Consider the following 234-nt stretch of genomic DNA (forward strand, 5'->3'; position numbering starts at 1 on the left):
GGAAAAACGTATGATATCATCCAGTTCCTGCTGTTTTAAATCCTCAATTGCCTTTTCTTTTCCTACAATCTGATAAAGCAATGCCCCCATGAAGGGATCACCGGATCCAGTGGTATCCCTTACGGCTACCTGGTAGGACGGCTGATAACCTTCAAGCTCCCTTGTCCGGTGATAACATCCCCCGGCCCCCATGGTGATGGCCAGAAGCCTGACCCCCTGGCTGATAATCTGTGC

General features: G+C 50.4%; 1 protein-coding gene. It reads right to left on the minus strand.

The window, feature by feature from the left end:
• On the minus strand, positions 1–234 hold a 234-nt coding region (locus LK536_RS59165; RefSeq protein ID WP_506092383.1), incomplete at both ends, for a PfkB family carbohydrate kinase.

Origin of the sequence: Clostridium pacaense (assembly GCF_020709765.2) — a bacterium.
Classification (GTDB): Bacteria; Bacillota; Clostridia; order Lachnospirales; family Lachnospiraceae; genus Enterocloster; species Enterocloster hominis.